This window comes from Arsenicibacter sp. R0_47 (assembly GCF_057652235.1).
This window is the reverse complement of record NZ_JBYFCJ010000014.1, coordinates 173,395-185,804: the sequence shown is the minus strand read 5'-3', so window position 1 is coordinate 185,804 and position 12,410 is coordinate 173,395. Positions and strand designations below refer to the sequence as shown.

Annotated in this window: 14 protein-coding genes; 3 read left to right on the top strand and 11 right to left on the bottom strand. The window is 49.8% G+C overall.

Annotated elements, in window-relative coordinates:
- Positions 1–76 precede the first annotated feature (76 nt).
- The gene (locus AC23NW_RS21455) at positions 77–253 is read left to right on the top strand and encodes an ATP-binding protein (RefSeq protein ID WP_487451908.1); all 177 of its coding nucleotides are present in this window, start codon (positions 77–79) and stop codon (positions 251–253) included.
- Between the two features lie 47 nt (positions 254–300).
- On the opposite strand, the gene AC23NW_RS21450 is transcribed toward AC23NW_RS21455, so the two are convergent.
- A complete protein-coding gene (locus tag AC23NW_RS21450; protein WP_487451906.1) occupies positions 301–2,718 on the bottom strand; it encodes a bifunctional UDP-N-acetylmuramoyl-tripeptide:D-alanyl-D-alanine ligase/alanine racemase in 2,418 nt (805 codons plus the stop codon).
- A gap of 38 nt (positions 2,719–2,756) precedes the next feature.
- A complete protein-coding gene (corA, locus tag AC23NW_RS21445; RefSeq protein ID WP_293833115.1) occupies positions 2,757–3,836 on the bottom strand; it encodes a magnesium/cobalt transporter CorA in 1,080 nt (359 codons plus the stop codon).
- A 53-nt stretch (positions 3,837–3,889) separates the two neighbouring features.
- Here corA and AC23NW_RS21440 point away from each other — a divergent pair, with 53 nt between their 5' ends.
- A complete protein-coding gene (locus tag AC23NW_RS21440; RefSeq protein WP_487451904.1) occupies positions 3,890–4,510 on the top strand; it encodes a DNA-3-methyladenine glycosylase family protein in 621 nt (206 codons plus the stop codon).
- Positions 4,511–4,526: 16 nt separating this feature from the next.
- On the opposite strand, the gene AC23NW_RS21435 is transcribed toward AC23NW_RS21440, so the two are convergent.
- The 6 genes from AC23NW_RS21435 to rsmI are packed head-to-tail and all read right to left on the bottom strand — an operon-like array spanning position 4,527 to position 9,467.
- Positions 4,527–5,924, bottom strand: coding sequence for a DUF4403 family protein (locus tag AC23NW_RS21435; RefSeq protein ID WP_487451903.1), 1,398 nt, complete (start codon positions 5,922–5,924; stop codon positions 4,527–4,529).
- A gap of 43 nt (positions 5,925–5,967) precedes the next feature.
- Positions 5,968–6,123, bottom strand: a complete 156-nt coding sequence (locus tag AC23NW_RS21430; RefSeq protein WP_487451902.1) for a FeoB-associated Cys-rich membrane protein — start codon at positions 6,121–6,123, stop codon at positions 5,968–5,970.
- A 21-nt stretch (positions 6,124–6,144) separates the two neighbouring features.
- Positions 6,145–6,669 carry a YfiT family bacillithiol transferase gene (locus AC23NW_RS21425; RefSeq protein WP_487451901.1) on the bottom strand — a complete coding sequence of 175 codons (525 nt, stop codon included), beginning with the start codon at positions 6,667–6,669 and terminating at the stop codon, positions 6,145–6,147.
- 23 nt (positions 6,670–6,692) lie between these two features.
- Entirely contained in the window at positions 6,693–7,511 is an 819-nt protein-coding gene (locus AC23NW_RS21420; protein WP_487451900.1) for an inositol monophosphatase family protein, read from the bottom strand.
- A 17-nt stretch (positions 7,512–7,528) separates the two neighbouring features.
- On the bottom strand, positions 7,529–8,746 hold the full coding sequence (locus AC23NW_RS21415; RefSeq protein ID WP_487451898.1) for an Lnb N-terminal periplasmic domain-containing protein: 1,218 nt from the start codon (positions 8,744–8,746) through the stop codon (positions 7,529–7,531).
- Complete coding sequence (rsmI, locus tag AC23NW_RS21410) at positions 8,739–9,467, bottom strand: 16S rRNA (cytidine(1402)-2'-O)-methyltransferase (protein ID WP_487451897.1); 729 nt, start codon at positions 9,465–9,467, stop codon at positions 8,739–8,741. Before rsmI ends, AC23NW_RS21415 begins: the two co-directional genes overlap by 8 nt.
- A 315-nt stretch (positions 9,468–9,782) precedes the next feature.
- Between rsmI and AC23NW_RS21405 the strand changes: the two genes are divergently transcribed.
- Positions 9,783–10,406, top strand: coding sequence for a hypothetical protein (locus AC23NW_RS21405; RefSeq protein ID WP_487451895.1), 624 nt, complete (start codon positions 9,783–9,785; stop codon positions 10,404–10,406).
- Between the two features lie 87 nt (positions 10,407–10,493).
- Here the strand turns inward: AC23NW_RS21405 and AC23NW_RS21400 are convergent, their stop codons facing one another.
- From AC23NW_RS21400 to AC23NW_RS21390, 3 genes are all read right to left on the bottom strand, one after another.
- The gene (locus AC23NW_RS21400; protein ID WP_487451893.1) at positions 10,494–10,730 is read right to left on the bottom strand and encodes a 4a-hydroxytetrahydrobiopterin dehydratase; all 237 of its coding nucleotides are present in this window, start codon (positions 10,728–10,730) and stop codon (positions 10,494–10,496) included.
- 12 nt (positions 10,731–10,742) lie between these two features.
- Entirely contained in the window at positions 10,743–10,949 is a 207-nt protein-coding gene (locus AC23NW_RS21395; RefSeq protein WP_487451891.1) for a DUF6965 family protein, read from the bottom strand.
- Between the two features lie 162 nt (positions 10,950–11,111).
- Positions 11,112–12,401, bottom strand: coding sequence for a citrate synthase (locus AC23NW_RS21390; RefSeq protein ID WP_293833098.1), 1,290 nt, complete (start codon positions 12,399–12,401; stop codon positions 11,112–11,114).
- Positions 12,402–12,410: the final 9 nt, after the last annotated feature.

The window sequence follows — 12,410 nt, the reverse complement described above, 5'->3', positions numbered from 1 at the left end:
TCATCGTTTTGTAGTTTCGTCACCACAAAAATAGGACATACTGGTTCTTGCCTTTTTTTATGAGAAAGCCCTGTTTATGGCTAACGTCCCGCAACGCTGGGGGACCATCGGTGAAAAAGGATCCGGTATGGGGTTACCCATCATCAAGGGCCTGGCAAAGCTAAACAACGGTTGCGTTCATTATGAAAGCACTCCGGGAAAAGGCACTACAGCAAAAATTACTTTCAACAAAACACTAACACATCCACAATAAAAAATCCTGTGGTGGGAACAATACATTACTGTTCCCACCACAGGATTTCATTCTTTGTAAAAAACCCGCTTTACCCGCTCACTGACTCCGGTAAGGATTTCATATGGGATTGTATCAATAGCTTGTGCCAGATCGCTGATTGGTGCCCCTTCACCGAAGATGATTGCCTCATCCCCTTCGGCCGCGTCAATTCCTGTCAGATCAACCATGGTCATGTCCATACAGACATTGCCAATTGTCGGGCAAAGAACCCCGTTGACCAACACCTGCCCAACGCCTTTGCCCAGCCGACGGTCAAACCCATCAGCATAACCGATCGCCAGCGTACCGATCCGTGCTTCATGATCCAGCAAACCCGAGCGACTGTAGCCTACCGTTTCACCTGCCGGAACGGTCTTGATCTGGCTGATCACGGTTTTCAGCGTACCTACCGTACGCAGCATCCTTTGTTCCTGCCGTGTGGCTTCTACCCCATACAATCCGATTCCTAAACGAACCATATCGAGCTTAAACTCCGGAAAGCGGACGATACCGGCTGAATTCAGCAAATGCCGCAACGGACAATACCCCAGCGACGCGGTCAATGTATCCGTACCGGCAATAAACTGCTCATACTGCTCCCGTGAAAAGGCGTTAAACTGCGCTTCGTCTGCTCCTACTAAATGGCTGAATACGCTGGCCACCCGCATCCGGGGTTGCCGGGCTACCAATGCACCGGCTTCGCCAAGCTCTTCGGCCCGGAAGCCCAGCCGGTGCATGCCCGTATCAATTTTAATATGCACCGACGACGAGGCGTGCGGCCGGGCTTCCAGAAAATCAATCCATTCGTGCAGGATCCGGAAACTGTAAATCTCCGGTTCGAGCTGGTAGTCAAGCAATGTGGCAAACGTCTCCGGCGATGGATTCATAACCATCACCGGCAGTTCGATTCTGTTCTGCCGCAGCGTTACTCCTTCATCAGCATAGGCAACGGCCAGGTAATCGACCCGCTGGAACTGCAGTAACTGAGCCACCTCAGCACTGCCGCTACCATAGGCAAACGCTTTGACCATAGCCATAATTTTTGTTTCCGGCCCTGCTTTCTGACGATAGTAATTCAGGTTATGGGTTAATGCATCCAGATTGATTTCCAGTACGGTGCCATGAAATTTCCGTTGCAGCCGCTGAACAATGCGCTCAAACGAGAATGTCCGGGCCCCTTTTACCAATACGACGCTGTCGCGGTACCGGCTTAACGGTTCGCCCGTTAAAAACGCCTCGGTTGATGCATAAAACTGACTCCCGGCCGGGAAATATTGTGCATGCCGGCTCAGTTCCGGGCCAATACCAATAAACCGGCTCAGGTTTTGCTCGCTTACCAGACGGCCAATGTGCGCATACAGTTCATCTTCTTTCTGGCCCGATTGCAATACATCGGACAAGATCACCACTTTCCGGTCCCGGTTAACTTGCTGCTGCAAAAAACTCAATGCCAGCTGTAAGCCTGCTACATCATTATTGTACGAATCGTCGATGACGACACAATGGTTAATTCCCTCCTTCAGCTCAAGCCGCATCGATACCGGCCGCAGACGATGCAAACGGGATTGCAGATCGGCAGGATCGGTAATGCCTATGCTAATTAACGTCACCACACAATGGATGAGGTTTTCTACCGAGGCGGGGTCAGCAAATGGCAGCTGCAATGCCCAGTCGCCATGCGTCGGGTGATGTAACTGAAGCTGGTCCTGCTCTACGGTTGCACAGAATTCGGTAGCCGGGCCATCACCCATGTGCCAGCGAACCAACCGGATCGAGGGATTAACTGCTTTTAGTAACAGGTTTACTTCCTCATCAATTTCCGGGTAATCCTGACGATAAATCAGTACTTCGGAGCGGGTAAATAACCGCAGCTTTTCGGCCACCTTCTGTTTACAGCTCCGGAAACCTTCATCATGGGCAGTTCCTATGTTGGTAAAAATCCCGATCGCCGGCCGGATGATCGGCTCAAGCAACTGCATTTCATGTGGCTTTGAGATACCGGCTTCAAATATTGCCAGTGTATGCGTTTCATTCAGTTGCCTGACCGACAACGGCACGCCTACCTGAGAATTATAGCTTTTCGGACTACGCGCTACAACAAACGTAGGGCTTAGCAGTTGTGTCAGCCATTCCTTGATAATTGTTTTTCCGTTGCTACCGGTAATCCCAATAACAGGGAGCTGAAACTGCATACGGTGTACCGTTGCCCACTGCTGTAACGTTTGCAGGCTATTAGCCACTTCATAAAAGGTAGCGTCGGTATAACCCGCCCATTCAGACCGGCGCTCCGGCGTCATGGCTGCTGTATCTACCACAAACGCTCTTACACCCTTCCCGTATAACTCACCAATAAACTGGTGTCCGTCGTGTCGTTCACCACGAATAGCAAAAAATATACTCTGTTCCGGCACCATGACCTGCCGGGAGTCTGTAATCCAATTCATACGCAGAGCCGCAACATGTTGTGGCTGTTTTAAAGACATTACATCCATCCCCGTTTTTTAAAATAAATCACCAGCGCTACCGTAACAACGCCCATTATAGCCCAGACCGTATAGTATCCATAATGCCAGCTCAACTCCGGCATATGCTCAAAGTTCATTCCGTAAACACCCACAATAAAGGTCAGTGGCATGAAAATCGCCGAGAAGATCGTCAGGGTTTTCATCACTGAATTCATACGGTTACTCACCGTTGACAGGTGCAGGTCCATCAGCCCGGGTATCAATTCCCGATATGAATCCAGTGTTTCGATCACCTGCGAAACATGGTCGTATAAATCGCGCAGATAAGGCTGTAAGTTTGACTGAATAAGCACGGATTCTTCCCGCATCACCATCCCGATCATTTCACGGACCGGCCAGACCACACGGCGCATGAAGTTCAGTTCACGTTTCAGGGCATACAGCATTGTTAATGTTGGCTGGCCGGCCTGCTGCTGCACAATGTGGTCTTCCAGAATATCCAGCCGCTCGCCAACACGCTCAAGAACAGAAAAATAATGATCAACAATGACATCCAGCAGCGCGTAAAACAGGTAGTCAGCACCATTGCGCCGCGTTTTACCGGCTGAGGCTTTTATCCGGTTCAGAACAGGATCAAAAATATCGTTGGTACGCTCTTCCTGAAAAGACACCACAAAGTTCCTGCCCAGAACCAGACTGACATGCTCACTGTCGATCTCCGCCAGGCTGTCGTCGTAATGAAGCATTTTCAGCGTAACGAAAATCGTTGTATCATCATAGGGTTCCAGCTTCGGCTTCTGGTGTGTATTGACCACATCCTCTAACAATAGCGGATGTAGTTTGTACTGGTCACCAATTGCTTCAATAACCTGTGACTGGTGAATACCATCGACATCAACCCAGGTCACAAACGGCGCATCTTCGGCCGGCAGGCGGCAGGCACTCAACCGGCCGGATTCATCAATCCGGTAGGTCTCCGCATTGTATTCAACCCGACGTATATGTGTAGCGTGCTCAATTTCCTGCCCGACATACGTTACTGTGCCAGGCGAAGTACCCAGATTTTTATCTGAATAACGGTGTCGTCTTTTTGTCATAAATCAGCAAGAATCCGTGTCAAATATAGCAGGATGTTATGTTACTTTGCAGAATGGATGCCGCAATCGCCCCCGCCCTGGAGCACCTTCAGTCAGAACCTGTAATGGCCCGCATTATTGCCGGAACACCACACCCGAAACCGGCTGTCGACTGGGCCGGTGATCTGTACCTGGCGCTGCTGGAAAGCATCGTTTCGCAGCAGATTTCTGTCAAGGCGGCTGATGCTATTTTCCGGCGTTTCCAGGCTTTATTTCCGGATCAGTACCCGCGTCCTGACGCACTGCTCCTCAAAACAACCGAAGAACTGCGGAGTGCAGGTTTGTCATTTCAGAAGATTTCGTACCTGCAGAGTGTAGCAGCATTTACGCTGGAAAACCGGCTCGACCACGCGTATATCAATACGCTGGCCGACGAAGAAATCGTACAGTACCTCTTACCGATTAAGGGTGTCGGCCGGTGGACGGTGGAAATGCTGCTGATGTTTGTACTGGACCGCCCGGACATTTTTCCGGTCGATGATCTGGTTATCCGCCAGCGTATGATGCGGGCCTTTCCGGATGAAACAGCCGGTCTGACAGGCCGTGCACTGATTAAGCAATTACAGCAGCTGGCCGAACCCTGGCGGCCTTACCGCACACTGGCCTCTCGTTACCTCTGGCGCTGGACAACCTGAATAGCCCCGCTGCCGGTCAGAGTTTTTTGACTGTAATCCGCACTTTTGACCGGATGACGATCAGCACCTGTATGCCTTCGGGGCGGACCGCGATTTGTTTGGGAATAAAAATAAAATCCCGCAGATCAAGGTTTATTTTCTGACCGGTTTTACCCCGATCAATGGCCTGTTCAATTTTACCTGGTATCTGATCAATCTGATTATCAAGTGGTATCTGCAGAACGTGGCTCAGCGTATCCCGTAAATGATCGTGCAACAGCCAGTCGGCAGTGCCCAGCAACGTTTCCTGCGTTCGTACATCAAAATCGACCTGTTTCACCTGTAGCGTGTTCGTCAAGGTATCGAAAACGGGTTTTCCGCGAAAATAAAGCGTTCCTTTCACGGCACCGTCCACCTCGGTTTTTAGGATGAGTGATTGCTGTCCGCCATAGACACTCGCACTCTTTACCTGAATGGCACCGCCGGCCAGTTTGATTTTACGTTTCAGCATCGTCTTTTCCAGCACAGTATTAATATCGGCGTACTTTATCTGACTCAGCACATGCAGGTCCGTATCCGCCGGGAGCTCGGTTACCCGCTCCAGCCGCGGCAGCCTCTTAGCGGGTTTAAACACCGGCTTCGGTCCAATGGCAATGTCCGTTTCAAACCCAATCCGAAGCGGTACCGTAATCGTTTTTGTCGTTCCTGACAAGGGAGCAGCGGCTACACTGACCGGTTTTGGTACCAGCCAGATGGTATCTACCTTTTTGTTAAGTAAAATCGGTTTTTGCAGATCCCGCCAGATGTTTCCGAGTTCCCGCTCCAGCCGGACCTCGTTCTGAATGGATTGATCGATCGCTTCTTCGATTGTACTCCGCTGTTTTTCAAGCACTTTATTTACCAGATTCGTTACGTTCAGCGAGACGCCCAGTACCCGCAACCGCGGCCGGTTAATCCACTTATAACTCACAAATTCGGATTTGGTCGATAACCGCCAGCCGGTATTTACCTCAACGGGGCTTTTGAAGCGGACAAACAGCACGCCAAGCGGCCGTTTGGCCTCTGCATTTTTCTTACGCAATGCCAGCGGATTACCTACCCAGATACGCAACGGCGCCGAGAAAAAGACCTGCTGACGCACGTACCGCAATTTTACCGGTCCGATACGTTCAACCTTAAGGTGAAACTTTTCACTTTTGGTGCCTTTCAGCTGGTCTTCATCAACCAGCACTACACCAAGTTTATCGTTTATTTTCTTTTCCAGATCGGCTAATTCAAATGTAACCCGGCCTACCAGATACGATCTGGGAGTAGGGATCGGCTGGTCAAATCCAACCGCAGCCGGGGGGTCAGGATTCACGCGGTTACAACTGGTAATCAGCAGTGTAATCAGTATACTATTGACCCATAAAAAAAAGGTTCGTTCAGCACTCATGGCTATACGAACCTGTCTCCCGGCAAAATGTTCTCAGGGGGTTTTATTTATTATCATGTGACGGCACTGCGGACTGATTAACAGCACAACCACACCCTTTGCCACAGCCTTGTTTCTGCGATAACGACCGGTATACCCGTTGTCCAAGATAACCCAAAGCACCCAAAAACAACAATAGAATAAGCAGTTCCTGTCCCATAGTATCAGGGTAACAGCAAATTCAAATCCACTGTTCCCGCTTTGCCAGCTGATAAATATGCTGGTAATGATGTTCGGAGTGCCAGGCATACAGCGCCATTACTTCACTAAGGGCAAAGCTCCGCTGATAACCGGGGTGATAGTACGTCCGGGCAACATCTTTTTCGGTCAAACTTTCCAGAACCGTTACCCAACGCAGATGTAGGTTACTGATAATGACCAGCGAAGGGGCAACCGTTAAGGTTGAATCGGGTAGCTTTGCCCATTCCGCTTCTTCATAGCCTTTGATGGTCGGGTTTTCTTCTGTCAGTGCCAGCTTCGTACGCACATAGGCATTCATGTGGCTGTCGGCAATGTGATGGATCAGTTGCCGCACCGTCCAGCCATCCGGGCGGTATGGCGTATCAAGGCGGTCGTCTCCCCATTTACCAACCAGCTCGGTCAGATTAAACGGCAGTACAGCGATGGCAGCAATGGCCGCCTTACTATCGTCGAATGAATACGATTTTCCGTATTCAAAATTACCAATCGGATAACGCAGGTCCATCGTTGTTGTATTTAGTACGTTGATTAATTACGCCAGTGTTCGTCAATGACCTTCAGCAATTGGGGTTGCATGCCGCACCCGGCAATGATATCGCCCCGGAAGAGATACTCGTTCCCGCCTTCAAAGTCGGTTACAATCCCGCCGGCTTCCTGAACAAGCAGCACCCCGGCTGCCATATCCCACGAATTCAGATTAAACTCATAAAACGCCTCAAAACGACCGCAGGCAACCGACGCTAAATCGATAGCCGCCGACCCCATTCGCCGCATACCGTGCGTGTTTTGCATCAATAACTGAAGAATATTGAGGTATTTCTGTATCTGATCAAAAAAACGGTACGGAAAACCGGTCGCAATCATGCTCTCCTGCAACGACCGCGCCGGCGAAACCTGAATTTTTTCGTCTGTGCCGCCGCTTGTGCTGCACCATGCACCGCCGCCCTGCCAGGCCGTAAACGACTCGTCGCGGTTAATATCGAATACAACGCCGGCCAGCGGTGTACTACCCTGCGCCAGACCAACGCTCACCGAATAAACCGGCACTTTATGAATGAAATTAGCCGTTCCGTCCAGCGGGTCGATAATCCAGTTCAGCCCTGACTGATCTGCCTCCTGCCCCGTAGTCCCTTCTTCGGTAATAAAACCGGCTTCGGGCAGTAACCGGTGCAGGCGGTCAACCAGTAGCTTCTCGGCTTCCTTATCGACATACGAAACGAGGTTATTAAAGTCTTTGTATTCGATAGCCTCCCGGCTGAATGAACGGGCTTCCTGCGCAATAAAGGCACCGGCTTCACGGGCAATCTGACTCATCTCACGGGTCAGCAGGCGAAGGTCGTTTGTCATGGGAAAGATGCGTTAGCTTACGTGGTTGACATCAAATCATCAGCGGAACCGGACGTTGGCATCAGCGAACGGTTCCGGCTTAGCCGCATGTTTACAAAGCAACGGATCAGTAAGGTGAGGCCCAGCAGTACATGGGCGCCGCCAGGCACTTTTGCCAGCAACAGCCCGATAATAATCAATATAGCCGTGATACCGAAATACGCATTGGCAAACCGCAGGTTCTGTGGCTTAGTTACCCAGAAAATCAAGGGTAAGTGAAATGGCATCAGGTACAGGATTGTCGGGTTCCAGGCTGTAACGCCGTGGTTTGTCGCTACCCAAAGCAGCAGCAACACCCAGCCGCAGAGTCCGATGAATGAAAACAGTACCCGGTCAATCCGGCGGCTCACCTTACCGGCTTTGTATTGCCGGATCGTTACGGCTGCCAGTAACAGGCCCAGAATGGCAAATACTACGTTCGGATCCAGCAAAAACGGCAGCTCCTGCGGTAATGTCTGCGCGGCCTGGAACAAGACCTGCTCCCGCTGCACAAGCGGCATCACCTGTCCGTTCGGCATCCGGATGGTTGCTTTGGCCAGCTGCGCGAACACGTTATTGGGCAGATACATCACCTGCCAGGCATTGGCCGTTTCATCCGACGGATAGCCCAGGGCCAGGTTCATACCCAGCTGCGCCCATGGCTGACGGCCTAAATAATCGTTCATCCACTGCCGGAACGAGCGGGTCGTATCCACGGCGTTGTTAAACCGCAGGCTGTCGCCACAGGCTTTCACCAGCATCTCAACCGGACGGGTTGCGCAGTTGTCGTAATAGAATTTATACTGATATTCCCGGTTTTCGGGGCGGTAGTTCGTTTCCAGCGCGTCAAACAGGCGCTGTTTCTGGGCGGGTGACAGGTTCAGGACCTGTTCGCGGGCGCTCCGGTTTTCGTATTGCCAGTATGCCATCTCACGGTATAAATCACCCACGCTCAGCGTATAAGGCAATGTACCGCGCAGGAATTTGACGTAGAAATTGTCAGTGCGGAAGTCAAAGGTACCGTAGTTGTAGGGACGGTCCAGCCCGGTCATCGGATCATAAATCCGCAGGATAATATGCCCGAAGCTGGAATACAGGGCTTCGCCAGGGGCCACCGTGATAATGCTGGCCTGTGCTGACGGCGAAAGCGGCTGTGCCCGCAGCGTCATCGCCAGTAACATAATACCCAGTATACTAATCCAGCTACGCTTATTCATCGTCGTCGTCCTCATCTGCCTGCTGGTACTTGTTTCCTGATCGTCGCGCCGGTTTTTCGGCCCCCTGAATACAAATAACAATTTCACCTTTTACCGTTTTTTCGGCAAAATACGCAATTATTTCCGGCAACGTGCCCCGCACGGTTTCTTCGTAAACTTTTGTTAATTCACGCGATACACTTCCTTGCCGCTCAGCGCCGAAAACCTCCAGAAACTGTTGCAGCGTTTTCAGCAGGCGATGCGGCGACTCATAAAAGATCATCGTGCGCTCCTCAGCCGCCAGCTCCTGTAACCGTGTTTGACGGCCTTTTTTATGCGGCAGAAAACCTTCGAACGTAAAGCGGTCGGTCGGGAAGCCGGAATTTACCAGAGCAGGGACAAACGCCGTCGGCCCGGGCAGACACTCAACCTGAATGCCGTTTTTAAGGCACTCGCGTACCAGCAGAAACCCAGGATCAGAAATTCCCGGCGTTCCCGCATCGGATACCAGTGCCAGTTGTTTGCCGCTCTTCAACTGAGCAATGACCCGTTGTACCGTCTGATGCTCGTTGAAAATATGGTAGCTATGCAGCGGCTTACTGATACCAAGATGTTTCAGTAATATGCCGGATGTCCGCGTGTCTTCTGCCAGGATTGCATCCACAGCCTTCAATACATTTATTGCACGCAGGGTTATGTCTTCTAAATTTCCGATCGGTGTCGGAACAAGGTATAGCTTCAAGGTATTGGCTGATTTTATACTTTTTCTGGTTTGCACTGAAAGCGGCACAATCGTCACTAAGCCGTTACCTATGCCCCTTATTGCTTCAGCGCACCAAACTTCCTAAAGATTCGGCTTTCCTGCAATTAAAAACCTGACAGCTTTGACTGGGTCACTATCAAATTATGAACTATTCAATAAAATACTGCCCTTTTCTTTGAACAATATCGGTTTAAGACAATTATTTAATGTAATGTTGCCATAATTATTCAATACGATTTTTTAGCGCTTATTACAGTGACGCGAATAGTTGTACTTTTCATAGCCCTGGTCTCCATGCTTAACGTTGTGCCGACCCGCGTACAAGCTGAACGGTTTCAGACAAAATACTGGAAACCAGGCAAAGTTATTTTACAGGATGGTACAGTGCTGAAGGGTGGTATTCATTACGACTGGCGTACTGAAGTAGTCAGATTCAAGGGAGTAGATCAGCCGCAGTGGGCAGGCTCAATCAGGCAGATTCAGGAATTCAGTTATTTTGATCAGGAAGAAGCACGGATACGCCGGTTTGTGGCCATGAGCTTTCCGGTAAACCCAGTGATGAGCCGGCCGCTTTTCATGGAAGCTATTCTCGATGGAACCTTATCCGTGTACCGCCGGCCACCCGGACATTTGTCGCCCCAACCGTTTCGTACTTTCGCCAGATACCTCCTTACAGGCTGGCTAGCGAACGATTACCGGAATTTTGACTATTATGTCTATAGAAACGCATCTTTTACCCGCTTAGATGTGTTTAGCCGGGAGTTTTGGCCTAAATTGCATCAAGAAATGACTGAAGAGTCCTGGATGTTTCTGACCGTAAATAATCTGATCGCACCAAAAACGATTCCAGGTCAGCTTCGGCTCATTGCCAGATATAATGACATTCCCCGTTTGGCAGAACCTGTTCATGCCGAATAAAGCATAAAAAACGGCTCAGGGCCGGTTTAACGCATTTTCTAAACAGTGGTTTTTAATTCCTGCTCCAGGTTGAGGGCAGGAATTTTTTTATGCTCCTGTCAAACGGTCAACCGCACGGGCAAACTGACGGTCTTTTTCTGTCACTGTATTACCCGCATCGTGGGTTGTCAGTTCAATCGTTACTTTATTATACACATTTGTCCAGAACGGATGATGATCCGCTTTTTCTGCAATCAGTGCTACCCGTGTCATAAAGGCAAACGCCTCGCTGAAGTCGGTAAAGCTGAAGGTGCGGGTTAGTTTATTGTCTTCTTCCTGCCACATATACGTATCGGTTTATTGTTCCTGAAGTTTAGCCCGTAATTCCGTCAGACTACGCACGGCGTCTTTCCGGATACTTGTATTGGCTGATTGTATCCGGTTCAGGCACCCCTCGACAAACAGCTTAACATTAGTAGCTGTTTCGTAATGGTTAATAACCAGTGAGGTTTCCGGCAAGTCAGCCTGTTTAAAGTAGTTAATCAGTTCTTCGTGTTCACCCATTCTTTTTAACTGTATACTGTAAAATGATTATTGGATAATGATCAGCTGCGCTGTACTATTCTTCATTTTACATTGCTCATTATTCATTTTCTCCCAAAGTTAAGGCAAAAAAAGAGGCCCGGCACCTCTTTGGTGCGGGCCTCATCAAAATGACCGGAAATCTTATTTACGATCAGCCATCGGCACAAAATCACGCAGGGTTGCACCAACGTAAATCTGACGCGGCCGGCCGATTGGTTCTTTCGTTTCACGCATTTCTTTCCACTGTGCGATCCAGCCCGGCAGACGGCCAATCGCAAACATGACGGTAAACATGTTCGTCGGAATACCCAGCGCACGGTAAATGATACCTGAGTAGAAATCAACGTTCGGATACAGTTTACGCTGCACGAAATACGGATCGTTCAGCGCCAGTTCTTCCAGTTGTTTCGCAATGTCGAGAACAGGGTCATTCACGCCCAGCTTGCTCAACACATCATCAGCGGCTTTCTTAATGATTTTCGCGCGCGGGTCGAAATTTTTGTACACACGGTGACCGAAACCGAACAACCGGAAGCCGGTTGTTTTGGCATTTTTAGCCATGTCAACATATTTCGCTACATCGCCGCCATCTGCTTTGATTGCCTCCAGCATTTCGATTACTTCCTGATTGGCACCACCGTGCAGCGGACCCCACAGCGCACTGATACCGGCCGAGATCGACGAGTACAGGTTTGCCTGCGATGAGCCAACCAGACGAACAGTTGAAGTCGAGCAGTTTTGCTCGTGATCAGCGTGCAGAATCAGCAACACGTTCAGTGCTTCTGCTACCACCGGATCAATCTTGTATTCCTCAACCGGCAATGCAAACATCATGTGCAGGAAGTTTGAGCAGTAGTCGAGGTTATTTTTCGGATAATTTACCGGGTGACCCTGTGATTTTTTGTACGACCACGTGGCAATCGTCGGTAGTTTAGCCAGCAGACGCAGAATGTGCAATTCTGTTTTATCTTCACCTTTACCGTCATACGAATCCGGATAAAACGCGCTCATGGCACTTACCAGCGACGACAGAACGCCCATCGGGTGTGCATTCACCGGAAAGCCTTCAAAGATTTTCCGCATGTCTTCGTTGACGATGGTGTGCCGGCGGATCGCGTTTTCAAATTTCGAATATTGCTCCTGCGTTGGCAATTCTCCATAGATCAGCAAATAAGCTACTTCCAGAAAAGTCGCCTTTGCTGCTAATTCTTCAATTGAGTACCCCCGATAACGCAAAATGCCTTCTTCACCATCCAGAAAGGTGATAGCACTCTTTGTAGCACCGGTGTTTTTGTAACCTTTATCTAAGGTAACATAACCTGTTTGATCACGGAGGTTCGAAATATCGATTGCTGGTTCGTTTTCACTTCCAACCAGGGTTGGGAACTGATAGGTTTTGCCATCGACAGATAATTCAGCAATGTTTGCCATAGAGCTATA

What these genes read in the sequence shown, in the direction of transcription:
- AC23NW_RS21450 (WP_487451906.1), bottom strand. Translation starts at nt 2,718, where the DNA reads ATGAATTGGATTACAGACTCCCGGCAGGTCATGGTGCCGGAACAGAGT.
- AC23NW_RS21435 (WP_487451903.1), bottom strand. Translation starts at nt 5,924, where the DNA reads ATGAGTGCTGAACGAACCTTTTTTTTATGGGTCAATAGTATACTGATT.
- AC23NW_RS21415 (WP_487451898.1), bottom strand. Translation starts at nt 8,746, where the DNA reads ATGAATAAGCGTAGCTGGATTAGTATACTGGGTATTATGTTACTGGCG.
- AC23NW_RS21405 (WP_487451895.1), top strand. Translation starts at nt 9,783, where the DNA reads ATGCTTAACGTTGTGCCGACCCGCGTACAAGCTGAACGGTTTCAGACA.
- corA (WP_293833115.1), bottom strand. Translation starts at nt 3,836, where the DNA reads ATGACAAAAAGACGACACCGTTATTCAGATAAAAATCTGGGTACTTCG.
- AC23NW_RS21455 (WP_487451908.1), top strand. Translation starts at nt 77, where the DNA reads ATGGCTAACGTCCCGCAACGCTGGGGGACCATCGGTGAAAAAGGATCC.
- AC23NW_RS21390 (WP_293833098.1), bottom strand. Translation starts at nt 12,401, where the DNA reads ATGGCAAACATTGCTGAATTATCTGTCGATGGCAAAACCTATCAGTTC.
- AC23NW_RS21425 (WP_487451901.1), bottom strand. Translation starts at nt 6,669, where the DNA reads ATGGACCTGCGTTATCCGATTGGTAATTTTGAATACGGAAAATCGTAT.
- AC23NW_RS21395 (WP_487451891.1), bottom strand. Translation starts at nt 10,949, where the DNA reads ATGGGTGAACACGAAGAACTGATTAACTACTTTAAACAGGCTGACTTG.
- AC23NW_RS21420 (WP_487451900.1), bottom strand. Translation starts at nt 7,511, where the DNA reads ATGACAAACGACCTTCGCCTGCTGACCCGTGAGATGAGTCAGATTGCC.
- AC23NW_RS21400 (WP_487451893.1), bottom strand. Translation starts at nt 10,730, where the DNA reads ATGTGGCAGGAAGAAGACAATAAACTAACCCGCACCTTCAGCTTTACC.
- AC23NW_RS21440 (WP_487451904.1), top strand. Translation starts at nt 3,890, where the DNA reads ATGGATGCCGCAATCGCCCCCGCCCTGGAGCACCTTCAGTCAGAACCT.
- AC23NW_RS21430 (WP_487451902.1), bottom strand. Translation starts at nt 6,123, where the DNA reads ATGGGACAGGAACTGCTTATTCTATTGTTGTTTTTGGGTGCTTTGGGT.